Annotated in this window: 23 protein-coding genes and 2 pseudogenes; 8 read left to right on the forward strand and 17 right to left on the reverse strand. The window is 71.7% G+C overall.

Annotated elements, in window-relative coordinates; genetic code table 11:
- Positions 1-32 precede the first annotated feature (32 nt).
- Positions 33-542, reverse strand: coding sequence for a hypothetical protein (locus ACZ7HT_RS02785; protein WP_471158959.1), 510 nt, complete (start codon positions 540-542; stop codon positions 33-35).
- Positions 543-821: 279 nt separating this feature from the next.
- On the opposite strand from ACZ7HT_RS02785, the gene ACZ7HT_RS02790 reads away from it, so the two are divergent.
- Positions 822-1,433 (forward strand): YceI family protein, encoded by a 612-nt coding sequence (locus tag ACZ7HT_RS02790; protein WP_471158961.1) that lies wholly within the window; start codon positions 822-824, stop codon positions 1,431-1,433.
- A 110-nt stretch (positions 1,434-1,543) separates the two neighbouring features.
- Here the strand turns inward: ACZ7HT_RS02790 and ACZ7HT_RS02795 are convergent, their stop codons facing one another.
- Positions 1,544-2,692, reverse strand: coding sequence for a serine hydrolase domain-containing protein (locus ACZ7HT_RS02795; RefSeq protein WP_471158963.1), 1,149 nt, complete (start codon positions 2,690-2,692; stop codon positions 1,544-1,546).
- A gap of 31 nt (positions 2,693-2,723) precedes the next feature.
- Positions 2,724-3,182, reverse strand: a complete 459-nt coding sequence (locus tag ACZ7HT_RS02800) for a DUF4267 domain-containing protein (protein ID WP_471158965.1) — start codon at positions 3,180-3,182, stop codon at positions 2,724-2,726.
- 192 nt (positions 3,183-3,374) lie between these two features.
- On the opposite strand from ACZ7HT_RS02800, the gene dnaN reads away from it, so the two are divergent.
- Positions 3,375-4,478 (forward strand): DNA polymerase III subunit beta, encoded by a 1,104-nt coding sequence (dnaN, locus tag ACZ7HT_RS02805; protein WP_471158967.1) that lies wholly within the window; start codon positions 3,375-3,377, stop codon positions 4,476-4,478.
- A 48-nt stretch (positions 4,479-4,526) separates the two neighbouring features.
- On the opposite strand, the gene ACZ7HT_RS02810 is transcribed toward dnaN, so the two are convergent.
- The 7 genes from ACZ7HT_RS02810 to ureA all read right to left on the reverse strand — a co-directional run bounded on the left by ACZ7HT_RS02810 (position 4,527) and on the right by ureA (position 13,307).
- Positions 4,527-5,885: a hypothetical protein gene (locus tag ACZ7HT_RS02810; RefSeq protein ID WP_471158969.1), complete on the reverse strand. Its 1,359-nt coding sequence runs from the start codon at positions 5,883-5,885 to the stop codon at positions 4,527-4,529.
- A gap of 43 nt (positions 5,886-5,928) precedes the next feature.
- Positions 5,929-7,545: a citramalate synthase gene (gene cimA / locus ACZ7HT_RS02815; protein WP_471158971.1), complete on the reverse strand. Its 1,617-nt coding sequence runs from the start codon at positions 7,543-7,545 to the stop codon at positions 5,929-5,931.
- A 281-nt stretch (positions 7,546-7,826) separates the two neighbouring features.
- The gene (locus ACZ7HT_RS02820) at positions 7,827-9,140 is read right to left on the reverse strand and encodes an MFS transporter (RefSeq protein ID WP_471158973.1); all 1,314 of its coding nucleotides are present in this window, start codon (positions 9,138-9,140) and stop codon (positions 7,827-7,829) included.
- 75 nt (positions 9,141-9,215) lie between these two features.
- Positions 9,216-9,761, reverse strand: a complete 546-nt coding sequence (locus ACZ7HT_RS02825; protein ID WP_471159057.1) for a TetR/AcrR family transcriptional regulator — start codon at positions 9,759-9,761, stop codon at positions 9,216-9,218.
- 135 nt (positions 9,762-9,896) lie between these two features.
- On the reverse strand, positions 9,897-10,916 hold the full coding sequence (locus tag ACZ7HT_RS02830) for an agmatine deiminase family protein (protein WP_471158975.1): 1,020 nt from the start codon (positions 10,914-10,916) through the stop codon (positions 9,897-9,899).
- Positions 10,917-10,926: 10 nt separating this feature from the next.
- Positions 10,927-12,609: an urease subunit alpha gene (locus ACZ7HT_RS02835; RefSeq protein WP_471158977.1), complete on the reverse strand. Its 1,683-nt coding sequence runs from the start codon at positions 12,607-12,609 to the stop codon at positions 10,927-10,929.
- Entirely contained in the window at positions 12,609-13,307 is a 699-nt protein-coding gene (gene ureA, locus ACZ7HT_RS02840) for an urease subunit gamma (protein WP_471158979.1), read from the reverse strand. The genes ACZ7HT_RS02835 and ureA overlap by 1 nt, the downstream gene beginning before the upstream one ends.
- Before the next feature lie 159 nt (positions 13,308-13,466).
- On the opposite strand from ureA, the gene ACZ7HT_RS02845 reads away from it, so the two are divergent.
- A complete protein-coding gene (locus ACZ7HT_RS02845) occupies positions 13,467-14,891 on the forward strand; it encodes a cytosine permease (protein WP_471158981.1) in 1,425 nt (474 codons plus the stop codon).
- Here the strand turns inward: ACZ7HT_RS02845 and ACZ7HT_RS02850 are convergent, their stop codons facing one another.
- The 4 genes and pseudogenes from ACZ7HT_RS02850 to ACZ7HT_RS02865 form a co-directional block, all read right to left on the reverse strand.
- Positions 14,892-15,983: a branched-chain amino acid aminotransferase gene (locus ACZ7HT_RS02850; RefSeq protein WP_471158983.1), complete on the reverse strand. Its 1,092-nt coding sequence runs from the start codon at positions 15,981-15,983 to the stop codon at positions 14,892-14,894.
- 257 nt (positions 15,984-16,240) lie between these two features.
- On the reverse strand, positions 16,241-17,281 hold the full coding sequence (locus tag ACZ7HT_RS02855; RefSeq protein ID WP_471158985.1) for a 3-isopropylmalate dehydrogenase: 1,041 nt from the start codon (positions 17,279-17,281) through the stop codon (positions 16,241-16,243).
- Between the two features lie 96 nt (positions 17,282-17,377).
- Entirely contained in the window at positions 17,378-17,509 is a 132-nt protein-coding gene (locus ACZ7HT_RS02860) for a hypothetical protein (RefSeq protein WP_471158987.1), read from the reverse strand.
- A gap of 230 nt (positions 17,510-17,739) precedes the next feature.
- Positions 17,740-17,979, reverse strand: a pseudogene (locus tag ACZ7HT_RS02865) (type 2 periplasmic-binding domain-containing protein); the annotation flags it as partial.
- Between ACZ7HT_RS02865 and ACZ7HT_RS02870 the strand changes: the two are divergent.
- From ACZ7HT_RS02870 to ACZ7HT_RS02880, 3 genes and pseudogenes are all read left to right on the forward strand, one after another.
- A pseudogene (locus tag ACZ7HT_RS02870) lies at positions 17,975-18,178 on the forward strand (NADP-dependent oxidoreductase); the annotation flags it as partial. The pseudogenes ACZ7HT_RS02865 and ACZ7HT_RS02870 overlap by 5 nt on opposite strands.
- A 36-nt stretch (positions 18,179-18,214) precedes the next feature.
- Complete coding sequence (locus ACZ7HT_RS02875; RefSeq protein ID WP_471158989.1) at positions 18,215-18,556, forward strand: PadR family transcriptional regulator; 342 nt, start codon at positions 18,215-18,217, stop codon at positions 18,554-18,556.
- Positions 18,553-19,287: a hypothetical protein gene (locus ACZ7HT_RS02880; RefSeq protein ID WP_471158991.1), complete on the forward strand. Its 735-nt coding sequence runs from the start codon at positions 18,553-18,555 to the stop codon at positions 19,285-19,287. The genes ACZ7HT_RS02875 and ACZ7HT_RS02880 overlap by 4 nt, the downstream gene beginning before the upstream one ends.
- A gap of 7 nt (positions 19,288-19,294) precedes the next feature.
- Here the strand turns inward: ACZ7HT_RS02880 and ACZ7HT_RS02885 are convergent, their stop codons facing one another.
- Positions 19,295-19,831, reverse strand: coding sequence for a GNAT family N-acetyltransferase (locus ACZ7HT_RS02885; protein WP_471158993.1), 537 nt, complete (start codon positions 19,829-19,831; stop codon positions 19,295-19,297).
- A gap of 107 nt (positions 19,832-19,938) precedes the next feature.
- Between ACZ7HT_RS02885 and ACZ7HT_RS02890 the strand changes: the two genes are divergently transcribed.
- Complete coding sequence (locus tag ACZ7HT_RS02890; protein WP_471158996.1) at positions 19,939-20,814, forward strand: alpha/beta fold hydrolase; 876 nt, start codon at positions 19,939-19,941, stop codon at positions 20,812-20,814.
- Between the two features lie 85 nt (positions 20,815-20,899).
- On the opposite strand, the gene pruA is transcribed toward ACZ7HT_RS02890, so the two are convergent.
- Together pruA and ACZ7HT_RS02900 are read right to left on the reverse strand one after the other, a co-directional pair.
- Positions 20,900-22,531, reverse strand: coding sequence for an L-glutamate gamma-semialdehyde dehydrogenase (gene pruA, locus ACZ7HT_RS02895; RefSeq protein WP_471158998.1), 1,632 nt, complete (start codon positions 22,529-22,531; stop codon positions 20,900-20,902).
- A 30-nt stretch (positions 22,532-22,561) separates the two neighbouring features.
- Positions 22,562-23,488: a proline dehydrogenase family protein gene (locus ACZ7HT_RS02900; protein WP_471159000.1), complete on the reverse strand. Its 927-nt coding sequence runs from the start codon at positions 23,486-23,488 to the stop codon at positions 22,562-22,564.
- A gap of 193 nt (positions 23,489-23,681) precedes the next feature.
- Between ACZ7HT_RS02900 and ACZ7HT_RS02905 the strand changes: the two genes are divergently transcribed.
- Entirely contained in the window at positions 23,682-24,794 is a 1,113-nt protein-coding gene (locus ACZ7HT_RS02905; RefSeq protein WP_471159002.1) for a PucR family transcriptional regulator, read from the forward strand.
- The last annotated feature ends 145 nt before the right edge of the window (positions 24,795-24,939 follow it).

Genomic DNA, 24,939 nt, shown 5'->3' on the forward strand with positions numbered 1-24,939 from the left:
TCCAACAACCCCTTCCGGTTAGTCCAAGTCGCTCAGCAGCCGCCGCAGTTGTAGAAGGTCACGTCCCAGTGGCTGCCCTCGTCGGCGTAGACGTTGCCCGCGCCGGACTTCCACTGCGGGGCTCCGTCGCCGCGCAGCCCGATGTAGCTGAAGGTGGTCTTGATGTAGTTCCCGACGCAGGTGTACTTGCTGAGGTCCAGCTTGTAGCCGTTCCAGTGCGAGTACGTGCCGCTCGCGTGCCCGGTCTCGGTGCCGCCGGTGATGTTGAGGGCGCAGCCGCTGGCGCTCTTGAGGGTCTGGGCGCCCTGGGCGGTGGCGAGGTTGAGCTGCTCGAAGGACGTACAGGTGGGGTTGTTCCGGTCCGAGCAGTTGCCGGAGGAGGACCAGGTGATCCCGGAGGACCGGAACATCGAGGTCGCGGTGGCGTGGCTGATCTTGGTCACGGCGTGGGCGTCGGTGGTGGTGGTGAGGGCGCCGAAGCCGGGGGCGAAGAGGGCGCCCAGGACGAGGGCGACTGCGGTGAGGACGGAGCGGAGCTTCACGGGGGTTCCTCCTGCGGGTGACCGTGACGGCTGGGGACGGCTGTGCAGGTGGTGCTCGTGGTGCCGGTGGTGCTCGTGGTGCCGGTGGCGCGCGTGGAGCCGGTGCATCCGGTCGCGCAGGGAGATGGTGCCGTAGTTCTACGCGCGTCCGCCAGAGGGCGTCGGCGTCGCTGTGACGCCGTTCGGATGAACAGCTCCCGCCAGATGTTGAATATTGAACGGAATAGGGTTACGGTCGTTCTCGTTGAAGGTTCAACAAACACCGACAAGGAGCACGTCATGGGTCTCTTCAGCCGCAAGAACAACGAGTCCGCCGTCGCCACCGCCACCCTCCCCGTGGACCCGGCCCTCGCCGCCCTCACCGGCGACTACACCATCGACCCGGCGCACAGCAGCATCGGCTTCACCGTCCGTCACGCCATGGTCACCAACGTGCGCGGCACCTTCGCCGAGCACGAGGGCGCGCTGAACCTCGACGGCTCGAACCCGGGCGCCTCCACCGCCTCGATCGACGTCAAGATCGCCTCCATCGACACCGGCATCGGCGACCGCGACGGCCACCTGCGCAGCGGAGACTTCTTCGACGCCGAGCAGTTCCCGCTGATGAGCTTCCGCTCCACGAGCGCCGAGCAGCTGGGCGGCGACAAGTACCGGATCACCGGCGACCTCACCATCAAGGACGTCACCAAGCCGCTCGCCATCGACCTGGAGTTCAACGGCACGGCGACCGACGTCTACGGCAACGAGCGCGTCGGCTTCGAGGGCTCCGCCGAGATCCTGCGCTCCGCCTGGGGCCTGACCTGGAACGCGGCCCTGGAGACCGGCGGCGTCATGGTCAGCGACAAGGTCAAGCTGAACTTCGACATCTCCGCCATCAAGAACGCCGCCTGACCCCTCCCGGGAACCCCGGACAGACGCCTGACCCTTCCGGGAGCCTCAGGACACACGAGCGCGCCCGCCCTCCGCAGCAGCGGAAGGCGGGCGCTCGGCGTTTCCCGTGCCTACAGGGCGGCGGCCGCCTCGACGACGGCCGGGATCAGCCGGTCGTTCTCGGGGGCGCCGGGGCCCGCCAGGAAGCCGAAGCGGCGGCGGGCGTAGCTGTAGGCGAGGCCGGTGGCCGGGTCGGCGAAGGCCTGGGAGCCGGGGGCGCCGCTGTGGCCGATCGCGCCGGGGCCGAGGGCCGGGTGGCGGGTGGCGAGCGGGACGAAGACGAGGCCGAAGGCGTTCTCCCCGCCGGTGACGAGGTCGGTGCCCCGGGAGTGGATCCGGGCGAACTCGGCCAGGGTCTCCGTGGTGAGCAGCGGGGGCCGGCCGTCGAGCTCGCCCGCGGCCGCCGCGTACATCCGGGAGAGGCCGCGGGCGGTGCCGACGCCGCCGCCGGAGAGCGGCGCCTTGGTGCGGACGGCCCGGGAGTTGCCGTAGGTGACGAGGTCGAACGGCGGCTCGGCGTGGGTGTTGAAGGCGATGGCCATGAGGCTGTCCGGCTTGATCGGGTTCTCGGCGAGGAACGCCTGCTGGGCGGGGGTGGGCCGCATCGGCAGGGCCGTGCGGAAGCGGGGTTCGAGCTTCTCGGGGAGGCCCAGGTAGTAGTCGAGGGCGTACGGGGCGCGGATCCGCTCCTCGAACAGCTCCTGGACCGTGCGGCCGGTGGCTCGCAGCACCACCTCGCCGACCAGGGCGCCGATGACCATGGCGTGGTAGCCGTGGCCGGTGCCGGGCTCCCAGAAGGGGCGCTGGCCGGCGAGCCGCGCGGCGGTCAGGCGGTCGTCGGCGGCCTCCTCGAGCGAGAGGCCGCCGTCGGCGCCGATCAGTCCGGCGCGGTGGGAGAGCAGCTGCCGCAGGGTGATCTTCTCCTTGCCCTCGGCGGCGAACTCGGGCCACCAGGAGGCGACTTCGCGGTCGAGGTCGAGGACGCCGTCCTGGACGAGGAGGGCGGTGACCAGGGCGGCGGCCCCCTTGGAGGAGGAGTAGAGGGCGAGCAGGGAGTCGCCGTCGACGCCGTCACCGCCCCACAGGTCGACGACGAGCCGGCCGTGGTGGTGGACGGCGAGCTGGGCGCCGCCGTCCCGTGCCTCGTCCGCGGCGATCGTCGCGAACACCTCCCGTACGGACTCGAATCCGGGTTCCACCGTGCCGTGGACGTCAGCCATGATCTCTCTCCCCTGTGGATTCCTGTCGCGGTCAGACAGCAGAACGATCAAGGGAGCGGAACCCTTCCCGCCTGCGGGAGTCGGCCTCGATCGCGTTCTTTCCGCGCTTGGACGAGCTCGCGAAGAGGAGTCCGGCGGTGACGAGGAGCGCCACGCCGGTGGCGGCGTGGACGCCGAGCGCGGTGGCGTACGGGCCGCCGTAGGTGATGACGGTGGTCGCGTCGCCGAAGGGGGCGATCGCGAAGAGCATCAGGACCCAGGCCAGCGCGCGGCGCTCGCCGAGCGCGAGGAGGGCGAGGATGACCACGCCGTCGGCGAGGTCGCGGAAGGCCTTGAGCCAGAAGTATCCGGTGGCGTCGCCCTGGGGCCAGGCGGGGATGCCGTAGCCGGCGGCGGCGGTCTCGGGGTCGAAGAGGAACTGCGAGCCGAACGAGAGGCAGAAGAGGCCGATCAGGACGGAGAGGACGGTGGCGAGGCGGCGAATGTTCACGGGTTCCCCCAAGGCAATCGATCTAGCGCTGCTAGGACTGACAGCAACGCTAGACCTAGCGGCGCACTGTTGTCTAGCGATGCTAGAAATCTGATGTGCCCGCGTACCGGCGCCGTGCGCGCGAACGAGCCGAAGAGCGCCCGAACCCGCTGCTCAACGCCGTTGTCAGTGGCGGCCGCTAGCGTCGTCGACATGGAATTGCGTATCGACAGCGCCGTGTTGACCGACGCCGTGGCCTGGGCCGCGCGCGTCCTGCCCGCCCGCTCCCCCATGCCCGTCCTCGGCGGGCTGCTCCTGGAGGCCGCGGACGGCAGACTGCGCGTCTCGGGCCTCGACCACGAGGCCTCGGCCCGCGTCGAGGTCGAGGCCGACACCGCCGTCGAGGGCCGGGCCCTGGTCCTCGGCCGGCGCCTGCTCGACATCTGCAAGGTGCTGCCCCGGGGCGGCACCGAGCTCGCGGTGGAGGGCGCCCGGCTCTCGGTGACCTCGGGCGACGCCCGCTTCGGCCTCTCCCTGCTGCCGCTCGACGACTACCCCGCCGCGCCCGCGCTGCCCGAGGTACGCGGGCTCGTGGACGGGGACGCCTTCGCCGCGGCGGTCGGGCAGGTCGCCGTGGCCGCGGGCCGCGACGACTCGCTGCCCGTCCTGACCGGGATACGGCTCGCCCTGGACGGCGCCACCATGACGCTGGCCGCCACCGACCGCTACCGGTACGCGGTCCGCACCCTGGAGTGGAAGCCGGAGGCCGGCGCCCCCGAGGAGGGCGCGGACGTGGTCGTCCCGGCCCGCCGCCTCACCGAGATCGCCCGCTCCCTCGCGGGCACGGGCCCGGCGCGCCTCGCCCTCGACTCCGGCTCCCTCGGCTTCGAGAGCGCCGGCACCCGCACGACCACTCGTCTGCTCGACGGCCGGCTCCCCCGCCACGACAAGCTCTTCACCCTCGGCGAGCACGCCCTCGCCGTCACCGAGCGGGCCCCGCTGACCGAGGCCGTCAAGCGGGTCGCGGTCGTCGCCGAGGGCGACAGCCCGGTCCAGCTGACCTTCTCCCCCACCGCCCTGCACCTCCAGGCGGGGTACGAGGACGACGTGGCCTCCCAGCGCCTCCCCGCCACGCTCACGGGCCCGGACTCCCTGACGGTCGCCTTCAACCCGGGCTACCTCCTGGACGCGCTGGGCTCCCTGGACGCCCCCGAGGTCCGCTTCCACCTCCTGGGCCCGGGCCAGCGCGCCCTGCTGACCAACGGCCCGGAGGAGACCCACCGCCACCTGCTGATGTCGGTGAGGCCACTGGTGTGACCTCCGGCGGCCTAGGGGCCTGTCCGGCGGATCAGGGTCGGACAGGCCCTAGAAGCCGCCTCCCCCGTCGAACCCGCCGCCTCCGCCGAAGTCACCGCCGCCGCCCCCGAAGTCGCCGCCGCCGAAGTCGCTCGACCCGAAGTCGCCGGAGCTGAAGTCGGCGCCGGAGAAGTCGCCGCCGCCGAAGTCCCCGCCGCCGTACTCGGAGGCGTACGCCGGGGTGGCGAGCATGGAGCCGAGCATGGTGCCCACGAGGAGGCCGGGGAGCATGCCGCCGCCGAAGTAGCCGCCCGCCCAGGGGCCGTAGGCGGGGCCCGCCTCCCAGTAGGGGCGGCGGCCGGTGTCGGTGTCGACGGTCCGGGCCACCGGGTCGAGGCCGTCGTCGAGTCGGGCCGCGTCGGCGGCGCAGACGGGGACCTGGCGCGGGGCGCCGCCGGGCGGGGTCCAGGTCCGGTCGTCGGCGGCGGGGCCGTGCCGGGGGTCGAAGAAGCACGGGGGCCGGCGCTCGGGCAGCGGGCGGGACTCGCGGCGGGCGGCGAGGACGGCGAGGGAGAAGCGGCCGTCCTCCAGGGCCTGGGTGACGCCGCGGACCTCGTGCGGCCGGGCGACCGCGCCCATCAGGGACTTGGCCCGGTCGTACGAGTCGAGGGCGCGCTCGTAGTCGCCGCGCATGGCGTCGTCGGCGCCGCGCTCGGCGGGGTGGAAGTCGAGGCGTTCGAGTTCCTCGCCGAAGGCGGTGATGTCCTCGTCGACGACGACCCGGAGCCGGTCGAGGGCGGCGCGCTCCTCGGCCTCCTTGCGGAGCCGGTTGCGGCGGACGACGGCGTAGGCGGCCGCGCCGCCGGCGACGACGACACCGCCGAGGACGACGAGCCCGGCGACGGGGACCCCGGAGTCGTTCGTGCCGGCGGAGCCCCAGGACGCGGGGGCGGAGCCGCGCATCACCGGCAGGGCCTGGTCGACGAAGTTGTTCAGCTCGGTGGCCGCGTCGGCGCCCGGCTGGCGCACCGAGGTGACCAGGTTGTTCACGGCGTCCCGGGAGATCACCACGCGGTCGGCGCGGGCGTCGAAGCCGTTGCCGAGGCGGATCGCGTACAGGCCGGTGATGCCGGTCTGCGTGCGGAGGTTCTGGAAGAGGTTCTCCGGCGGGAACTGCGCGTTCGCGGGGAGCACGGCCACGAAGAGCGGCTTGTCCGCGTCCTTGATCTTCTGTGCGAGGGCCTTGGCGTCGGCCGTGGAGAGCTGGCCGGCGGCGCCCGGGTCGACGTAGACCGGGCCCTGTTTCAGGGCGGCGGCCGCGTCGGACACGCCGGTGGCCCTGGCGCTCGCGAGGGGCGCCAGGACCAGCAGCAGGAGCAGGAGCAGCCCGCCGAGGGCCGACCCTCTGGATATCGCCCTGGTCCTCATGGTTCGACGCTACCCGAACCGGACCGAACGAGACATAGCGGGACTATTCGGCGGGGTCGATCCCGGCGCGCAGCAGGCCGTACGTGAAGGCGTCCTCCAGGGCCTGCCAGGAGGCGGCGATGACGTTCTCGCCGACGCCGACCGTGGACCACTCGCCGTTGCCGTCGCTGGTGGTGACCAGGACCCGGGTCGTGGACTCGGTGCCGTGGCGGCCCTCCAGGATGCGGACCTTGTAGTCGATCAGCTCGAACTTGGCGAGCTGCGGGTAGATCCGCTCCAGGCCGACCCGGATCGCCCGGTCGAGGGCGTTGACCGGGCCGTTGCCCTCGGCGGTCGCGACGATCCGCTCGCCCTTGGCCCAGAGCTTCACGGTGGCCTCGTTGGCGTGGGTGCCGTCGGGCCGGTCCTCGACGATCGCGCGCCAGGACTCCGTGCGGAAGTAGCGGCGGGCCCGGCCCTCGGCCTCCTCGCGGAGCAGCAGCTCGAAGGAGGCGTCGGCGGCCTCGTACGTGTAGCCCTTGAGCTCGCGCTCCTTGACCCGCTCGACGACGCGGCCGACGAGCTCGCGGTCGCCGCCCAGGTCGACGCCGAGCTCCTTGCCCTTGAGCTCGATGGAGGCGCGGCCGGCCATGTCGGAGACGAGCATCCGCATGGTGTTGCCGACCAGCTCGGGGGCGATGTGCTGGTAGAGGTCGGGGTCCACCTTGATCGCCGAGGCGTGCAGTCCGGCCTTGTGGGCGAAGGCGGAGACGCCGACGTACGGCTGGTGGGTGGAGGGCGTGAGGTTGACGACCTCCGCGATGGCGTGCGAGATCCGCGTCATCTCCCCGAGGGCGCCCTCGGGGAGGACCCTCTTGCCGTACTTGAGCTCCAGGGCCGCGACCACGGGGAAGAGGTTGGCGTTGCCGACCCGCTCTCCGTAGCCGTTGGCGGTGCACTGGACGTGGGTGGCGCCCGCGTCGACGGCGGCGAGGGTGTTGGCGACGGCGCAGCCGGTGTCGTCCTGGGCGTGGATGCCGAGGCGGGCGCCGGTGTCGGCGATGACGGTGGCGACGACGGCCTGGACCTGGGCGGGGAGCATGCCGCCGTTGGTGTCGCAGAGGATGACGACGTCGGCGCCTGCCTCGTGCGCGGCGCGGACGACGGCCTTGGCGTAGTCCGGGTTCGCCTTGTAGCCGTCGAAGAAGTGCTCGCAGTCGACGAAGACCCTGCGCCCCTGGGAGACCAGGTGGGAGACGGTGTCGCGGACCATCTCCAGGTTCTCGTCGAGGGTGGTGCGCAGGGCGAGTTCGACGTGCCGGTCGTGCGACTTGGCGACCAGGGTGATCACCGGGGCGCCGGAGTCGAGGAGCGCCTTGACCTGCGGGTCCTCGGCGGCGCTCGCGCCGGCCCTGCGGGTGGCGCCGAAGGCGACGAGCTGCGCGTTCTTGAACGCGATCTCCTGCCGGGCGCGGGCGAAGAACTCCGTGTCGCGCGGGTTGGCGCCGGGCCAGCCGCCCTCGATGAAGCCCACGCCGAACTCGTCGAGGTGCCGGGCGATGGTCAGCTTGTCCGCGACGGTGAGGTTGATGCCTTCACGCTGCGCCCCGTCGCGCAGGGTCGTGTCGAAGACATGGAAACTGTCGTCGAGGCGCGAGCCCTCGGCGTTCTCCGTGGTCATGGCTGTGATGGCTCCTGTCGGATGTGGCTCCGGAAGGTATGGATCCACTTGCCCCCATTCTCACGCGCCGTCCGCTTCCGGCGTGGGTGGGGCCGGAAAACGAAAAAACCCCTCGCGGGTGCGAGAGGTCTGCGCGCGGGTCTGGGGCACGGTGGCCGCCCGCGTGGGGATGTTCCACGTCTCAGCGGCCACTGCGGACCGGCGCGCTGCTGCCGATAATCATCGTGGTAGCAAGCACGCCCGAAGTCTGACACAGGTTCGGGACCGGATGGACGGCGGTCTCACGATACGGGCAGTCGATCTCGCTCCGGCGGGGACCCTTCGGCGCCGACCCGTCCCAGGTCGATGTCCCGGGTCTCCCGCATCGCGAGGTAGACGACGAGGGAGACGGCCGCGCAGCCCGCCACGTACCAGGAGAAGCCCGACTCGATGCCGGCGTCCTTGAACCAGAGCGCCACGTACTCGGCGGTGCCGCCGAAGAGGGCGTTGGCGAGCGCGTACGGCAGGGCGACGCCGAGGGCGCGGACGCCGGTCGGGAAGAGCTCGGCCTTCACGCAGGCGTTGATGGAGGTGTAGCCGGTGACGACGACGAGCGCGAGGAGGGAGAGGCCCAGGGCCGGCCAGAAGGAGCCCGCGTGCTTGAGCATCGTCAGGATCGGGACGGTGAGGAGGGTGGAGCCGAGCGCGAAGGTGATGAGGAGCGGGCGGCGCCCGATCCGGTCGGACAGCCGGCCGGCGAGCGGCTGGAGGCAGGCGAAGACGATCAGGGCACAGAAGGAGACCAGGGTGGCGGTCTGCTTGGGCAGCCCGGCGGAGTTGGACAGGTACTTGGTGAGGTAGGTGGTGTACGTGTAGTACGCCACGGTCCCGCCCATGGTGAGCGCGATGACGAGGAAGGCCTCGCGCTTGTGCGCCCACAGGGCCTTGAGGGTGCCGCGGTCGCCACTGTCGGCGCCGGAGCCCTCCTCGTACACCTCGGTCTCCAGCATGGTCCGCCGCAGGTAGAAGACGACGGCCGCGCCGAGGGCTCCGACGACGAACGGGATGCGCCAGCCCCAGGCGTGCAGGGCGTCGGCGGACAGGGTGTGCTGGAGGACGAGCAGCAGGCCGAGGCCGAGGATCTGGCCGGCGGTCATCGACACGTACTGGAAGCTGGAGGCGAAGCCGCGGTGGCGCGGAGCGGAGGCCTCGGTGAGGTAGGTGGCGCTGGCCGCGTACTCGCCGCCGACGGACAGGCCCTGGAGGAGGCGGGCGAGGAGCAGGACGGCGGCGCCGCCGTACCCGGCGACGGCGTACGTGGGCGCGATCGCGATCAGGACGGCGGAGGCGGACATCAGGGTCACGGTGAGGGTGAGCGCCGCCTTGCGGCCCTTCCGGTCGCCGACCCGGCCGAGGAGCCAGCCGCCGACGGGGCGCATGAAGAAGCCGACGGCGAAGATGCCGGCGGTGTTCATGAGCTTGGCGGTGTCGTCGCCCTCGGGGAAGAACGCCCCCGCGAAGTAGGTGGCGAAGCTCGCGTACACGAACCAGTCGAACCACTCGACCATGTTGCCGGCGGACCCGACCCAGATCTTCTTCCAGTGCTCTCGTCCCATGGACCGGAACCGTGCCGGAAGCTCTCCGCGGGTCACAAGGCGGCAGCGGGCAACGATCGGGAGTACTTGCGTGCGTTACGGTCGCGAGATCAGCGTTTCGGCGATGAACTCCCTGACGTGCGCGAGGACTTGCTCCCTCCCCGTGCCCGGGATGCCGACGGCGACGTGCACGCTGAAGCCGTCGAGGAGGGCGCGCATCCGGGTGGCGAAGCGGTCGGGGTCGACCGGGCGGAACTCGCCCCGGGAGACCCCCTCGGCGAGGATCGCGACGAGGTCCCGGTGCCAGGCCCCCTCGATGGCGGCCTGCCGGGCGCGGGCGTCGTCGTCGGCGTTCTGCGACCGGTTCCAGACCTCCAGCCAGAGCGTCCAGTGCGGGTCGCGGGGCCCGTCGGGCACGTACACGTCGACGTACCCGTCGAGCCGGTCGCGCGCGGTCCCCGGCCGGGACAGCAGCGCGCTGCGCTCGGCCCCGAGCCGCCCCTCGCTCCACTCCAGGGTCTGCAGAAGCAGCTCGTCCTTGGTGCGGAAGTAGTACAGCAGGTGCCCACTGCTCATCCCCACCTCCCGCCCGAGCCCGGCCATGGTGAGCCCGTCGAGCCCCCGCTCGGCGATCGTGTCCATGGCCGCGGCGAGCACGTCCTCCCGGGGCGGGGCGGCCTGGTTGCGGCGGCGGGGGTGGGAGGGGGAAGGGGTGGGGTTGCTGCTCTGACTCACCCGTATGTTCTACCTCACCCGTTCCGCCTCCCCCTGCCGCGCTCAGACCTTCGGCTGCTGCTGCGTGATGCAGTGGATGCCGCCGCCGCCCGCGAAGATCGTGCGGGCGTCGACCAGGACGACCTCGCGGTCCGGGAAGAGGCGGCGGAAGATCTCGGCCGCGACCTCGTCGTGCGGGTCGTCGAAGGCGCACAGCACCACGCCGCCGTTGCACAGGTAGTGGTTGATGTACGAGTAGTCGACCCAGTCGCCCTCCTCGTCCTTCAGGACGGTGGGCGCCGGGACCTCGATGACCTCAAGCGGGCGGCCCTTCGCGTCGGTCTGGCCGCGCAGGATCTCCACGTACATCTTCGAGCGGACGTAGTCGGGGTGGGCCGGGTCCTGCTGGCTGTGGACGAGGACCGTGCCGGGGCGGGCGAAGGCGGCGACGATGTCGACGTGGCCCTGGGTGCCGTAGAGGCCGTAGTCGCCGGAGAGGCCGTGCGGCAGCCAGATCGCCTTCGTCGTGCCGAGCTTGGCGTGGATCTCCTGCTCGACCTGCTCGCGGGTCCACTCGGGGTTGCGGCCGGAGCCGAGCTGGACCGTGTCGGTGAGGAGGACGGTGCCCTCGCCGTCGACGTGGATCGCGCCGCCCTCGTTGACGAGGGGGGAGGAGAGTACGGGTACTTCCGCGACGTCCGCGACATGGCGGGCGATCTTGGAGTCGTGCTCCCAGCGGGCCCAGTCCTGGGCGCCCCAGCCGTTGAACACCCAGTCCACGGCGGCGAGTCCGGTGCCGTTCGTGACGAACGTCGGGCCGATGTCCCGCATCCAGGCGTCGTCGAGCTCGCGCTCGACCAGGTCGATCTCCGGGCCGAGGAGCGACGCGGCGGACTCGGCGTCGCCGGGCGCGACGACCATCGTCACCGGTTCGAAGCGGCGGACGGCACGGGCCACCGAGGCCCAGGCCTCGCGGGCCTCGCCGAGCTCCTCCTCGTTGGTGAAGGTGGGGTTGGGGCTGGGCCAGGCCATCCAGGTGCGCTCGTGCGGCATCCACTCGGCGGGCATTCGGTACGAGGTCATGAGTCGGGTCCTAGAGGAAGTAGAGGCGGTTGAGGGAGACGGACTCGGCCGCCTCGGAGCGGATCGGGGAGCCGTCGAGCGAGACGAGGCCCGTGCGTCCGTCGACCTGGACGTCGCCGACGCGGGAGTTGAACCGCAGGTCGGCGGGCCCGATGCCGCGGGTGCCGCGCACGGCGACGCGGCGGCGGCGGGTCGGCATGGTGTCGGAGCCGAGGTCGACGGCGGCCTGCGCGACGAACGCGACGGAGAGGTCGGCGGGCGCGGCGCCGTGCGCGCCGAACAGCGGTCCGAGGACGAGCGGTTCACAGGTGTCGGTGGCGGCGTTCGGATCGCCCACGACCCCCCACGCGGGGAAGCCGTTCTTGATGACCATCTGCGGCTTGGCGCCGAAGTACTCCGGTCGCCAGAGCACGATGTCGGCCATCTTCCCGACCTCGATCGAGCCGATCTCGTGGGCGAGGCCGTGGGCGATCGCCGGGTTGATGGTGAGCTTGGCCAGATAGCGCAGCACGCGCGCGTTGTCGTCGTGCGCGCCGTCGCCCTCCAGCGGGCCGAGCTCGGCCTTCATCTTCCCGGCCATGGCGAAGGTCCGGCGTACGGTCTCGCCGGCCCTTCCCATCCCCTGCGCGTCGGAGGAGGTGATCCCGATCGCGCCGAGGTCGTGCAGGACGTCCTCCGCGCCCATCGTCCCGGCCCTGATCCGGTCGCGCGCCATGGCGGCGTCGCCGGGCAGGTCGGTCTTCAGGTCGTGGACGGAGACGATCATCCCGTAGTGCTCGGCGACCGCGTCGCGGCCGAAGGGCAGCGTGGGGTTGGTGGAGGAGCCGATGACGTTCGGCACGCCCGCCATCTTCAGGACGTTGGGGACGTGCCCGCCGCCGCAGCCCTCGATGTGGAAGGCGTGGATCGTACGGCCGTCCAGGACCTTCAGCGTGTCCTCGACCGACAGGCACTCGTTCAGGCCGTCGGAGTGGAGGGCGACCTGGACGTCGTGCTCCTCGGCCACCCGCAGCGCGGTGTCCAGGGCCCGGGTGTGGGCGCCCATGTCCTCGTGGACCTTGAAGCCCGAGGCCCCGCCCTCGGCGAGGGCCTCCACCAGCGGCGCCGGGTCCGAGGACGAGCCCCGGGCCAGGAAGCCGATGTTCACCGGCCAGGCGTCGAACGCGCTGAACGCGTGCTTGAGGGCCCACGGCGAGTTGACGCCGACGCCCCAGACGGGGCCGAACTCCTGGCCGATGACCGTGGTGACGCCGCTGGCGAGCGAGGCCTCCATGATCCGGGGCGACAGGAGGTGGACGTGGGTGTCGACGGCTCCGGCGGTGGCGATGAGGCCCTCGCCGGAGACGATCGAGGTGCCGGTGCCGACGACGACGTCGACGCCGTCGAGGGTGTCGGGGTTGCCGGCCCGGCCGATGGCGTGGATACGGCCTTCGCGGATGCCGACGGACACCTTGCGGATGCCCTGGACGGCGTCGATGAGCAGGACGTTGCTGATGACGACGTCGCAGGTCTCGCGGACGGCCGCGGCCTTGAGGTGGAGGCCGTCGCGGGCGGTCTTGCCGAAGCCGGCGAGGAACTCGTCGCCGGGCTTCTGCGCGTCGGACTCGACGCGGACGACGAGTCCGGAGTCGCCCAGGACGACCCGGTCGCCGGCGCGGGGGCCGTGCACCGATGCGTACTCGTACGGGTCCATCAGTGGTCCTCCTCGTCGGCCTGGACTCCCAGGTAGCCGCAGGCCGCCGCGCGCCGCAGGGCCTCTTCCTTCGCGCCGGGCGCGTCCAGCGGGCCGTCGACCAGGCCCGCGAAGCCGATGGCGACGCGGGCGCCGCCGATCGGGACGAGCCCGACCTCGGCCTCGCCGCCCGGGTCGAAGCGGAAGGAGGCTCCGGCCGGGACGGCGAGGCGCATGCCGTAGGCGGCGGCGCGGTCGAAGTCGAGGCGCGGGTTGGCCTCGAAGAAGTGGAAGTGGGAGGTGACGCTCACGGGGACCGTCGCCGTGTTCCGTACGAGGAGCGTGCGCGCCGGCCCGGCCTCCTCGTATCCGGGGCCGGGCAGCAGCGCGCCCGGCGCCTCGACTCCCAGGCCGTCCCCGCCGATCGGGGCGGAGACGACCGCGAGCCGCGAGCCGTCGTCGAAGACGGCCTCGACGTGGACCTCGGTGACGATGTCGGCGACGCCGGGCAGGACGTCGTCGGGGCCGAGGACGGAGCGGGCCGCCTCGATCGCCTCGGCGAGTCGCTTGCCGTCACGGGCCGCCTCGCAGACGGTGTCCGCGATGAGCGCGGTCGCCTCGGGCACGTTGAGCCGCAGGCCCCGGGCCCGGCGGGCGCGGGCGAGCTCGGCGGCGCCGAAGAGCAGCAGCCGATCGCGTTCCGTGGGGGTCAGTCTCACGCCCCAAACACCTCCTGCAGTTCCGACACGTTTGAGCGACACTCTAAATGTTGAGACGCGAGTCTCCAAGCATTGACGTCGCCGACAGGCGTAGGTCACATTGAGCGCCGCTCTAAATCACTTTTGGAGCTGTCCCACCCGCCCCCGCAGGGAGTCCTCATGCCGATAGAAACGCGCGGAGTCGACACCATCCCCGAGGCCGAACGCACCAGCGGCCCCCGCGACCTCGTCTCGATCCTGCTCGGATCCAACCTCTGCCTGGGGGTGATCGTCTTCGGCTGGCTGCCGGTCTCCTTCGGCCTCGGCTTCTGGGCCTCGGTGACGTCCGTGATCACCGGCACCCTCGTCGGCGTCGCCGTCACCGCCCCGCTCGCGCTCGTGTCCCTGCGCACCGCGACCAACCTCTCCACGTCCTCCGGCGCCTTCTTCGGCGTCCGCGGCCGGCTCGTCGGCTCCGTCGTCGGCCTGCTGCTCTCGCTCGGCTACACCGCGCTGACCCTGTGGATCGGCGGCGACGTGATGGTGGGCGCACTCGCCCGCCTCGTCGGCCTGCCGACCGGCGGCGCCGCCCACGCCGCCGTCTACGCCTTCCTCGCCGCCTGTACGGTGGTCGGCGCGGTCTACGGCTACCGGCTGCTGCTCCGGCTGAGCAAGGCGCTCGCGGTCGGCATGACGGTGCTCCTCGCCATCGGCCTGGCCGCCTACGCCGGGGACTTCACCACGGCCGCGGTCCCGGACACCCCGTACCTGCTCGGCTCCTTCTGGCCGACCTGGCTGCTCTCCGCCGTCGCTGCGGGCCTCAGCGGCCCCGTGGCCTTCATCACGCTGCTCGGCGACTACACCCGGTACGTCTCCCCCGAGCGGTACAGCGCGAAGACCGTGTGGCGCGCCACCTGCCTGGGCCTGACCGTCGGCCTGCTCGTCCCGCAGCTCTTCGGCACCTTCACCGCCCTGGCGGCGCGCGGCGGCCTGGACTACGCGGGCCCGCTCGTCGCCGCGTCCCCCGTCTGGTACCTCGTACCGCTGCTGATCGCCGCCACCGCCGGCTCCGTCGGCAACGCCGGACTGATGCTGTACTCGATGGGCCTCGACCTCGACGCCATCCTGCCGAAGGCCACGCGCGCGCGTGCCACCCTCGTCGTCGCGGCCGTGGCGACGTCCTTCGTCTTCGTCGGCCACTTCGCCTCGGACGCGCAGACGGCGATGACCTCGTTCGTGCTGCTGCTCACCGCGATCGGCACCCCGTGGGCGGTGATCACCCTGATCGGGCACGCGCGCTGCGGCGGCGCGTACGACCCGGAGGCGCTCCAGGTCTTCAACAACCGCTCCCGCGGCGGGATCTACTGGTTCTCGGCGGGCTGGCACCCGCGCGCCACCGTCTCCTGGGCGGTCGGCGCGGCCGTCGGCCTGGCCGCGGTGTCGACACCCCTCTACGAGGGGCCGCTGCTCGCCCTGACGGGCGGGATCGACTGCAGCTTCGTGTTCTCGGGGATCGTCGGCGGCGCGCTGTACGCCGTCCTGACGCCGAACAGGGCCCCCGAGACCGTGACGACGGCCCCGGAAGCCCTGGTTCAGGCGGACTGACTACTTGCCGAGCTCGTGCATCCAGCCGTGCGTGTCCTCGGCCTTGCCGGTCTGGATGGCGAGCAGCGCCTCGCGCAGCTTGAGCGTGACCTCGCCGGGCTCGCCGCCCGACTGCTGCCACTCGCCCCGGGCGGACTTGACGGTGCCGACCGGGGTGATGACGGCGGCGGTGCCGCAGGCGAAGACCTCGGTGAGGGTGCCGTTCTCGGTGTCGGCCTGCCACTGGTCGATGGAGACGCGGGCCTCCTCGGACTCGTAGCCCAGGTCCTTGGCGACCTGGAGAAGCGAGTCGCGGGTGATGCCGGCGAGCAGCGAGCCCGTGAGGGTCGGCGTCACGATCTTGTTTCCGTACACGAAGTACAGGTTCATGCCGCCGAGCTCCTCGACCCACTTGTGCTCGACCGCGTCGAGGTAGCAGACCTGGTCGCAGCCCTTGGCCGCCGCCTCGGCCTGGGCGAGCAGGGAGGCCGCGTAGTTGCCGCCGGTCTTGGCGTCGCCGACGCCGCCGGGGACGGCGCGGACGCGGTCCTCCGAGGCCCAGATGGAGACGGGCTTGACGCCGCCGGGGAAGTAGGCGCCGGCCGGGGAGGCGATGACGACGAAGAGGTACTCGTTGGCCGGGCGGACGCCCAGGCCGACCTCGGTGGCGATCATGAACGGGCGCAGGTAGAGCGAGGACTCGCCGCCGTGCTCCGGAACCCAGGCCTCGTCGTGCCGGACGAGGACGTCACAGGCCTCGACGAAGGTCTCGACCGGCAGCTCGGGCATGCCGAGCCGGTGCGCGGAGCGCTGGAAGCGGCGGGCGTTGGCGTCGGGACGGAAGCTGGCGACCGAGCCGTCGGGGCGGCGGTAGGCCTTCAGGCCCTCGAAGATCTCCTGCGCGTAGTGCAGGACGTTCGTGGCCGGGTCCAGGGAGAGCGGGCCGTACGGCACGAGCTGGGCGTCGTGCCAGCCGCGGCCCTCGGTCCACCGGATGGTGACCATGTGGTCGGTGAAGTAGCGGCCGAATCCCGGGTTGGCCAGGATCGCCTCGCGCTCCGCGGCGGACAGCGGGCTGGAGGAGGGCTTGAGCTCGATCGTGGGCGTCGTCATGAGTGCGTGTCCTTCACCGGTTGTGATGGGGAGGACCGCGCGCGCACGCCGCCGACGGGGACTTTCGTCCCTGACGAGCCAGGCGTACGGGCGTGCCCGTATGCCGCGGCCCCACGTTCGATTATCGCCCGTGGGGACCTGTGCGGAAAACGGGTGGCGCGGTCCGGGGTTCGGGGGACGCCCGATGGCCGCGCAGAGGACAGCCGCCGGGCGCATGTGCGACCCGGCGGCTGCTGTCTGCTGTCAGTCGGCGCGGGTCAGCTCGCTACTCGCGCGGCGAGCGCGTCGCCGATCTCGTCCGTCGTACGGACGCTGTCACCGCGCTCGGTGAGGTCGGCCGCGACGGCCTCCTCGACCCGGGCGGCCTCGGCCTCGTAGCCGAGGTGGCGGAGCAGGAGGGCGACGGAGAGGACGGTGGCCGTGGGGTCGGCCTTGCCCTGGCCCGCGATGTCCGGCGCGGAGCCGTGGACCGGCTCGAACATGGACGGGAACTCGCCGCTCGGGTTGATGTTGCCCGAGGCGGCGACGCCGATGCCGCCGGAGACGGCCGCGGCGAGGTCGGTGATGATGTCGCCGAAGAGGTTGTCGGTGACGATGACGTCGAAGCGGGCCGGGTCGGTGACGAGGAAGATCGTCGCGGCGTCGACGTGCAGGTAGTCGGTGGTGACCTCGGGGAACTCGGCCGCGACCTTGTGGAAGATGTTCGTCCAGAGGTGGCCGGCGAAGGTCAGCACGTTGTTCTTGTGGACCAGCGTCAGCTTCTTGCGCGGACGGGCCTGGGCGCGGGCGAAGGCGTCGCGGACCACGCGCTCGACACCGAAGGCGGTGTTGACCGAGACCTCGGTGGCGACCTCGTGCTCGGTGCCCTTGCGGATGGTGCCGCCGTTGCCCGTGTACGGGCCCTCGGTGCCCTCGCGGACCACGACGAAGTCGATCTCGGGCTGCCCGGCGAGCGGGGTCGCGACGCCGGGGAGCAGCTTCGAGGGACGCAGGTTCACGTGGTGGTCGAAGGCGAAGCGGAGCTTGAGGAGGAAGCCGCGCTCCAGGACGCCGGACGGCACCGACGGGTCGCCGATGGCGCCGAGCAGGATGGCGTCGTGCTTCTTGAGGGAGTCGAGGTCGGCGTCGGTGAGGGTCTCACCGGTGGCGTGGTAGCGCTTGGCGCCGAAGTCGTACTCCTCGGTCTCCAGCTTCACGTCCTGGGGAAGGACGGCCGCGAGGATCTTGAGGCCCTGGGCCACGACCTCCTGGCCGATGCCGTCGCCGGGAATGACTGCGAGATTGATGCTGTGAGACATGTCGGCACCCTACTGGTCGTCCCATCGTCTGACACGTAACGTCCACCATGTGGACGAAGTGCCATGTCGCGGAACGGAGGCGGAACAGGAACGGGATCAGTGGCCGGTGGAGCCGCCGTTGTCACGGCGGTCGAGCGCGCGCTGGAGGGCGGCGGCGGCGTTCTGGCGGGCCTCGTCGCTGGGACGGTGGGCGGAGTGGCGGACGCGGCGGGCGGTCTGAGTGGCCATGAGGGATCGACTCCTTGAGATCAGTGGTGATCCGGATGTGCGGAGATCAGTGGTGATCGAAGGCGCCGGAAGGGGCGGGGAGCGCCGCCGCAGGGGTTGCCTGCACAGGGCATCGCGCTCTCGACCGCCTTTCGCTTGATGAAGCGAGACGTTCGGCTTCTACAAAGCTAGGGCAGGGTTCCGCATCTGTCTCCACAGTTACTCGGACTTCCTACTATCTGAGACGGCGATCAACCCTCCGTGGCCCGCAGTTCGCGGATCAGCGACCGCACGACGAGGGATTTCACCAGCTCAGGCGTGGTGACATAGCCGACGGACCGGGTGGGGCGGGCCGCCCCGAGATCGGTGATCCGCACCGAGGGCGGTGCTCCGATCAGGGACAGTTCCGGCATCACGGCCATCCCGAAACCGCTGCTCACCAGGGAGAGCACCGCTCCGTCGTCCTCCGCCTCCACCGTCGCGGCCGGCAAGAGCATCCGGCTCGAAGGGTTCCTGGTCCGCGACCACATGGACGCCCTGGAGGAGCTGTACGACCTCGCCGTCCCGCACCTGCGCAGCGGGGCGCTGCCGCTCGACGTGACGGAGGTCAAGGGCTTCGAGCACATCGTGGACGCGTTCCTGGGGATGCTGCGCGGCGAGAACCTCGGAAAGATGCTCGTGACTATCTAGATTGCATTCCTACCTAGGTGGTGATCCAATAGCCGCATGGCCGCAGACCGCAGACCCAGCTGGCTCAAGGGAGTCCTCGACCTGCTCGTCCTCTCCTGCCTGACCGACGGCGAGAGCTACGGGTACGAGATCGCCAAGGCGCTCGACGGGGCCGGCCTGGGCGAGATCAAGGGCGGGACGCTCTATCCCGTACTGAACCGCCTGGAGCAGGCCGGTCTGGTGGAGGCCGAGTTCCGCGCCGCCGAGCGCGGGCCCGGGCGCCGCTACTACCGGCTCACCGGCCAGGGCCGGACACATCTCGCGGCCGAGAGCGAGGCCTGGTCGGAGTTCCACCGGGCCGTACGGACGCAACTGCACGCAGGGGGAACCGCACCATGACCACCGACGCCCATGTCGCCTACTTCGCCGAACTGGCCGACGCGCTGCGCACCGCGGGCGTGCCCGAGGAGCAGATCGCACGGACGGCCGAGGAACTGCGCGGCCACCTCGCGGAGACGGGGACCGCGCCGGAGGAGGAGTTCGGGCCGGCCGGGGCCTTCGCGGCCCGGCTCGGCGGGCTCGCCCCGGCCCCCGGGGAGCCGGCCGAGGCGGCGGAGCACTGGACCTGGACCGCCGACCTCTTCAACGACCGCCGCATGCTGGCCGTCCACGGCGCACAGGGCTGGGAGGTGGAGGGCCTGGACAGCATCGGCCGCTTCGTCTGCCGCCGGGCGCCCGGGGTCGCGCTCACCTGGGAGTACCGCCGCGAGGTGATCACGGGACGCAGGCGGAGCCGCGTACTCGACGAGCTCACGCCGGAGGGCTGGGAGCTGTGCGGCGAGTGGCTGGTGTACGGCTACTTCAAGCGGCCGCGCGCGGCGACGGCGGGACCGGAGGGCGCCGTCGCCACGCCTCCGGCCGCCCCGCACCGATGGCTGTTCCTGAGCCGCCGGGGCAAGGCGGTGCTCGCCGTCTGGAGCCTCCTGGTCGGCGGCGCGCTGACGGCGTTCTTCGTCGGGGCGCTCGGGCCGGCCGGGCTCGCGGTCGGGATCGCCCTCGTGTCGGCGCTCTCCGCCGCGTACACCTCGCACCTGGAGACCGCCACGGGCCGCGCCCGGAAGCAGAACTGACGCACCCTCACATCACGTCGCCGTCCCGCCAGTCGAAGACCAGCGGGGCGGCGGGGTCCGGCAGGGCCCGGCCGCCGGCGGGGCGCAGGAAGACGAAGCCCTCCTCCTCGGCGAGGTGGACGATCCCCCCGGGCCCGAGCGCTTCGAGGCGCCCCGCCCAGACGCTCCAGCCGCGCGCCCGGTAGAGCGCGGCACCCTCGTCGGAGGCGCCGAGCGCCCCGAAGGCGTACGCGCCGTCGATCACCCGCTCCAGCCCGGCCATCACGGCCCCGCCGAGCCCCCGACGCCTGAGGTCGTCCCGGACGGCGACCCCTTCGACGTATCCGACGCGGTGCGAGCGCCCCCGGTGGAGCGCCCGGCGCTGCACGACGGCGCCGTGGGCGGCGATGCCCCGCTCGTCCTCGATCCAGGCGTGGACGCCGCCGAGGGTGTGGTCCCAGTCGTCGTCGGAGAAGTCGCCCTCGAAGGCGGCGTCGAGCATCTCGCGTACGGAGCGGAGCCGGGCGGCACCGAGTTCATGGGTGGGCGCGATCCTCACGGTCATGCCTCACTCTCCCACGGCCAACTAACCACTAAAAAGTCATTGACAGGTTAGCCCGCCCCTGCTTGAGTCATCTCATAACCAGTCAGCGACGAATAAGGGGTTAGAGAATGTCCGTGCTGCCGACCCACCACCGCACCGTCACCGTCCGGGGCCACGAGATCGCCTACCGCGAGGCCGGTCCCGCCGACGCCCCCGTCCTGCTCCTGCTGCACGGCTTCCCCACCAGCTCGCACATGTTCCGCGACCTGATCCCCCTGCTCGCCGACCGGTACCGGCTCATCGCCCCCGACCACCTGGGCTTCGGCCGCAGCGCCACTCCGCGGGACTTCGACTACACCTTCGCCGCCCTGGCCGAGCTCACCGCCGAGTTCACCGAGGCCCTCGGCCTCGACCGGTTCGCCCTCTACATCCAGGACTACGGCGCCCCCATCGGCCTCCGCCTCGCGCTCGCCCATCCCGAGCGGATCACCGCGATCGTCACCCAGAACGGCAACGCCTACGAGGAGGGCCTCGGCGCCGAGGCCTGGGCCCCCGTCCTCGCCCTCATCGAGAAGCGCACCCCCGAGACCGAGGAGCCGGTCCGCGCCATCCGCTCCCTGGACGGCATCCGCTGGCAGTACGAGACGGGCGTCCCCGCCGAGTACCGGGACCTGCTCAGCCCCGACGCCTGGCACCACGACGCCGCCCTGATGGCCCGCGAGGGCCAGGACGACATCCAGCTGGGCCTGATCGCCGACTACGGCTCCAACTTCGCCCTCTACCCGGCCTTCCAGGAGTACTTCCGCACCTCCCGGGTCCCCCTCCTCGCCGTCTGGGGCGAGGGCGACCAGGTCTTCGTCCCCGCCGGCGCCGAAGCCTTCCGCCACGACCTCCCGAACGCCGAGATCCACCTCCTCCCCACGGGCCACTTCGCCCTGGAGACCCACGCGCCGGCGGTCGCGGAGCTGATCGGCGACTTCCTGAAGCGCCGCGTGGGGGAATGAGAGGGCGGAATGAGAACCGCCCCCGTCCTCGGTTGGGGGACCTAGGAGGGGGGCGGTGATCAGGGGCCTCTGCGAGGCGGGGGCGTCAGCCCATGTGCGGGTAGCCGTACTCGGTCGGCGGGACCAGCGTCTCCTTGATGGCGCGGGTCAGCGTCCACCGCATCAGGTTCTGCGGGGCGCCGGCCTTGTCGTTGGTGCCGGAGGCGCGGCCGCCGCCGAAGGGCTGCTGGCCGACGACGGCGCCGGTCGACTTGTCGTTGATGTAGAAGTTGCCCGCGGCGAAGCGGAGCTTCTCCATCGTGTACGCGGCGGCGGCGCGGTCGCCGGAGATGACCGAGCCGGTGAGGGCGTAGTCCGAGACCGACTCCATCTGGGTCAGCATCTCGTCGTACTTGTCGTCCTCGTAGACGTGGATGGCGAGGATCGGGCCGAAGTACTCGGCCTTGAAGACCTCGTTCTCCGGGTCGTCGCAGACGATGACGGTCGGGCGGACGAAGTAGCCCACCGAGTCGTCGTAGGTGCCGCCGGCGATGATCGTGCAGCTCGGGTCGGCCGCGGCACGGTCGATCGCCGCCTTGTTCTTGGCGAAGGAACGCTCGTCGATGACGGCGCCGACGTAGTTCGACAGGTCGGTGACGTCACCCATGGCGATGCCGTCGATCTCGGCCGCGAACTCCTCCTTGAAGCCGTCGTTCCAGATGGACGCCGGGACGTACGCGCGGGAGGACGCGGAGCACTTCTGGCCCTGGAACTCGAAGGAGCCGCGGTTCAGCGCGGTCTTCAGGACGGCGCGGTCGGCGCTGGGGTGGGCGACGACGAAGTCCTTGCCGCCGGTCTCGCCGACGATCCGCGGGTACGAGCGGTACTTCTCGATGTTGTTGCCGACCGTCTTCCACAGGTGCTGGAAGGTCTTGGTCGAGCCGGTGAAGTGGATGCCGGCCAGGTCGCGGTGGTTCAGGGCCACCTCGGAGACGGCGATGCCGTCGCCGGTCACCAGGTTGATGACGCCCTTCGGCAGGCCGGCCTCCTCCAGGAGCTCCATGAGGAGCACGGCGGAGTGGGTCTGCGTCGGGGACGGCTTCCAGACCACCACGTTGCCCATGAGGGCGGGGGCGGTGGGCAGGTTGCCCGCGATGGCCGTGAAGTTGAACGGCGTGATCGCGTAGACGAAGCCCTCGAGCGGGCGGTGGTCCAGACGGTTCCACACACCCGGGGAGTTCGCCGGCGGCTGCTCGGCGAGGATCTGGCGGGCGTACGCCACGTTGAAGCGCCAGAAGTCGACGAGCTCGCACGGGGTGTCGATCTCGGCCTGCTGGGCGGTCTTCGACTGGCCGAGCATCGTGGACGCGGCCAGCGTCTCGCGCCACGGGCCGGCGAGCAGCTCGGCGGCGCGCAGGATGATCGCGGCGCGGTCGTCGAAGGACATCGCGCGCCAGGCCGGGGCGGCGGCCAGGGCGGCGTCGATGGCGTCCTGGGCGTCCTGCTGGGTGGCGCCGCGGAAGGTGCCGATGACGGCCCTGTGGTTGTGCGGCTGGACGACCTTGAACTCCTCGCCGCCGCCGAGGCGCTTCACGCCGCCGATGGTCATCGGCAGCTCGCGCGGGTTCTCGGCCAGCTCCTTGAGCTTGGTCTCCAGACGGGCCCGCTCGGGGGAACCGGGGGCGTAGCTGTGCACCGGCTCGTTGACCGGAGCGGGGACCTGGGTGACAGCGTCCATGAGGCTCGTGACTCCTTGTGAGAGGTGGGCTCAGCCCTTGGTGAGGATGGAGCGGACGAAGAAGAGGAGGTTGGCCGGCTTCTCCGCGAGGCGGCGCATGAAGTAGCCGTACCAGTCGGTGCCGTACGCGGTGTAGACGCGCATGCGGTGGCCCTCGGCGGCGAGACGGTTCTGCTCCTCGCTGCGGATGCCGTACAGCATCTGGAACTCGTACTCGTCCAGCTTGCGCCCGGCGCGGCGGGCGAGCTCCTGGCCGATCGAGATCAGGCGCGGGTCGTGCGAGCCGATCATCGGGTAGCCCTCGCCGTCCATGAGGATCTTCATGATCCGGACGTACGCCTTGTCGATCTCGGCCTTGTCCTGGATGGCGACGGACTCGGGCTCCTTGTAGGCGCCCTTCACGATCCGGACGCGGGAGCCGTTCGCGGCGAGGCGGCGGGCGTCGTCCTCGGTGCGGAAGAGGTAGGCCTGGATGACGCAGCCGGTCTGCGGGAAGTCCTTCCGCAGCTCCTCGTGGATGGCGAACATCGAGTCGAGGGTGGTGTGGTCCTCGGCGTCCAGGGTGACGGTGGTGCCGATCTCGGCGGCGGCCGCGACGACCGGGCGGACGTTGGAGAGGGCCAGCTCGTGGCCGTTCTCCAGCGACTGGCCGAACATCGACAGCTTCACGGACATCTCGGCGCGGGCGCCGAGGCCCAGCTCCTTGAGGCGGCCGATGAGCTCCAGGTAGGCGTCCCGGGCGGCGTACGACTGCTCGACGGTGGTGATGTCCTCACCGACGACGTCGAGGGTGACCTCCAGGCCGCGGCCGCTCAGCTCGGAGACGATCGGGACGACGTCGTCGACCGTCTCGCCGGCGATGAAGCGGGCGACGACCTGCTTGGTCCCGGGGGCGGCCGAAACGATACGGCGCATCTTGTCGCTGCGCGACGCGGCGAGGATCACGGGACCCAGCACGGGGCACCTCCAGAGGGCAAAGGTAGGACGGGGCCGTACCCGGATCAAAGGAACGAACCGGGAACAGCACGGAGAACCACCGTGAAACCTATGGATCGCTCCGATCGTCCGCCATCTACAGCTGTCACGCATCCGTGGCCCGCGCCTCATACATCTGTCTGACGGGCGCGGCGGCGGGTGCGAGAATGTGGCCGTGAAGGGCGATTACCAGGAGCTGGTGGACGAGATCTCGGCGCTGCTCGGCGAGCCGGCGACGCTGGAGAACCGCGACTTCGGGCTGATCGCCTTCGGGGCCCACGACAGCGACGACGACAGCGCGATGGACCCGGTCAGGACCCGCTCGATCCTGACCCGGAAGTCCTCCCCCGCGGTCCGCGCCTGGTTCGAGGGCTTCGGCATCACCCGGGCGACCGGCCCGGTCCGCATCCCGGCCGCCCCCGACGCGGGCGTCTTCCGGGACCGCATCTGCCTGCCCGTACGCCATCGGGGTGTCGTCCTCGGATACGTATGGCTGCTCGACGCCGAGCCGGGCCCCACGCCCGCCCAGCTGGCGGCCGCGATGGAGGTCGCCACCCGGATCGGCGGCCTCCTCGCCGACGAGGAGCGCGCGGACGCCGACCTCTCGCGCGAGTTCGCCGCGGTCCTGACCGCCGGGCGCGGCTGGCAGAGCGACATGGCCGTCGCGGCGCTCCGGGTGGCCCTCGGCCCCAGCGCGGACGGCCTGCACACCGTCGTCTGCGTGACGCCCTGGCGGGGCGAGGCCCCGTCGATCCGGGCGGTCCCGGGCGCGGCGGCGGTCACCGTGCTCCCCGAGGGCGAGTCCCTCGCCGTCCTCGTACGGCTGCGCACGGCCGAGGACCTCTCCCCCGCCCACACGGCCGCCGACCGGCTGCGCGCCGCCGCCCCGGCCGGCATCGCGAACCCCCGCCGGGGCATCGCGGAGCTCCCGGCGACCTGGCGCGAGGCCAACACGGCGGCCCGCGCCGCCACGGCCCAGCCGAAGCTCGGCCCGGTCGCGGAGTGGGCCGGGATCGGCCCGTACCGGCTGCTCGCGGCCCTCTACCACCCCGAGATCGACCCCGTCGTCGCCCCGCTGCTCGCCCCCGCCCACACCGAACTGGCCCGCACCGCCGAAGCCTTCCTCGACAACGCCGGCCAGGCGGGCCGCACGGCGGCGGCCCTGGGCATCCACCGCCAGACCCTCTACTACCGGCTCTCCCGGGTCGAGCAGCTCACCGGCCTGGACCTGGACGACGGCGAGGACCGCCTCCTGCTCCACATGTCCCTGAAGTCGGCCCGGCTCTGAGCGCCCCTTCCTAGGGCCTGTCCGGCGGATCATGGCCGGGGCCGCGACGCCTGGCACGGCACCTCGCCGCGTTGCCGAAACGCCCCAATAGCTCCTTCCCCAAGCTCTCGGCTTCGCTCGAGCAGGGGAGACCCCATTCGAGGCG

The sequence above is a fragment of the Streptomyces sp. NPDC037410 genome, from assembly GCF_055602235.1.

Bases quoted from the DNA above. Each gene is read 5' to 3' on its own strand.
- ACZ7HT_RS02790 (WP_471158961.1), top strand. From the start codon at position 822: ATGGGTCTCTTCAGCCGCAAGAACAACGAGTCCGCCGTCGCCACCGCC.
- ACZ7HT_RS02795 (WP_471158963.1), bottom strand. From the start codon at position 2,692: ATGGCTGACGTCCACGGCACGGTGGAACCCGGATTCGAGTCCGTACGG.
- dnaN (WP_471158967.1), top strand. From the start codon at position 3,375: ATGGAATTGCGTATCGACAGCGCCGTGTTGACCGACGCCGTGGCCTGG.
- ACZ7HT_RS02810 (WP_471158969.1), bottom strand. From the start codon at position 5,885: ATGAGGACCAGGGCGATATCCAGAGGGTCGGCCCTCGGCGGGCTGCTC.
- cimA (WP_471158971.1), bottom strand. From the start codon at position 7,545: ATGACCACGGAGAACGCCGAGGGCTCGCGCCTCGACGACAGTTTCCAT.
- ACZ7HT_RS02820 (WP_471158973.1), bottom strand. From the start codon at position 9,140: ATGGGACGAGAGCACTGGAAGAAGATCTGGGTCGGGTCCGCCGGCAAC.
- ACZ7HT_RS02825 (WP_471159057.1), bottom strand. From the start codon at position 9,761: ATGGACACGATCGCCGAGCGGGGGCTCGACGGGCTCACCATGGCCGGG.
- ACZ7HT_RS02830 (WP_471158975.1), bottom strand. From the start codon at position 10,916: ATGACCTCGTACCGAATGCCCGCCGAGTGGATGCCGCACGAGCGCACC.
- ACZ7HT_RS02835 (WP_471158977.1), bottom strand. From the start codon at position 12,609: ATGGACCCGTACGAGTACGCATCGGTGCACGGCCCCCGCGCCGGCGAC.
- ACZ7HT_RS02845 (WP_471158981.1), top strand. From the start codon at position 13,467: ATGCCGATAGAAACGCGCGGAGTCGACACCATCCCCGAGGCCGAACGC.
- ACZ7HT_RS02850 (WP_471158983.1), bottom strand. From the start codon at position 15,983: ATGACGACGCCCACGATCGAGCTCAAGCCCTCCTCCAGCCCGCTGTCC.
- ACZ7HT_RS02855 (WP_471158985.1), bottom strand. From the start codon at position 17,281: ATGTCTCACAGCATCAATCTCGCAGTCATTCCCGGCGACGGCATCGGC.
- ACZ7HT_RS02860 (WP_471158987.1), bottom strand. From the start codon at position 17,509: ATGGCCACTCAGACCGCCCGCCGCGTCCGCCACTCCGCCCACCGTCCC.
- ACZ7HT_RS02875 (WP_471158989.1), top strand. From the start codon at position 18,215: ATGGCCGCAGACCGCAGACCCAGCTGGCTCAAGGGAGTCCTCGACCTG.
- ACZ7HT_RS02880 (WP_471158991.1), top strand. From the start codon at position 18,553: ATGACCACCGACGCCCATGTCGCCTACTTCGCCGAACTGGCCGACGCG.
- ACZ7HT_RS02885 (WP_471158993.1), bottom strand. From the start codon at position 19,831: ATGACCGTGAGGATCGCGCCCACCCATGAACTCGGTGCCGCCCGGCTC.
- ACZ7HT_RS02890 (WP_471158996.1), top strand. From the start codon at position 19,939: ATGTCCGTGCTGCCGACCCACCACCGCACCGTCACCGTCCGGGGCCAC.
- pruA (WP_471158998.1), bottom strand. From the start codon at position 22,531: ATGGACGCTGTCACCCAGGTCCCCGCTCCGGTCAACGAGCCGGTGCAC.